We start from the raw sequence: 249 nt of genomic DNA, 5'->3' as shown, positions 1-249 counted from the left end.
CCGAAGCATCGATATCGGCCTCGCTGAGATGCCCTGTTTTCACCCGGTCCGCAAGGTAACGAATCAGGTCCGGCAGCAGGTTAGCCTGAGATGGCGAAGCGATGCTGACAGGCATCAGGGCGATATCCACCCCGGCGGCAAAGACGTTTTCAGCCGCCCCTTGCTGGCTGAAATGCTCGGCAATCGCGCCCATATCCAGCGCATCTGAAATCGTTACGCCGGCATAACCCAGCTCATCGCGCAGGATGC

The 249-nt window shown here is 59.4% G+C and carries 1 protein-coding gene; it reads right to left on the bottom strand.

The features are described 5' to 3' along the window. On the bottom strand, positions 1 to 249 hold a 249-nt coding region (locus ACYYG1_RS17735), incomplete at both ends, for a glycoside hydrolase family 3 N-terminal domain-containing protein (protein ID WP_461211652.1).

The organism is Desulfocurvus sp. DL1XJH-121, from assembly GCF_054819825.1.
Note: the sequence above shows the minus strand (reverse complement) of the source record. Positions and strands in the feature narration are given on the sequence as shown.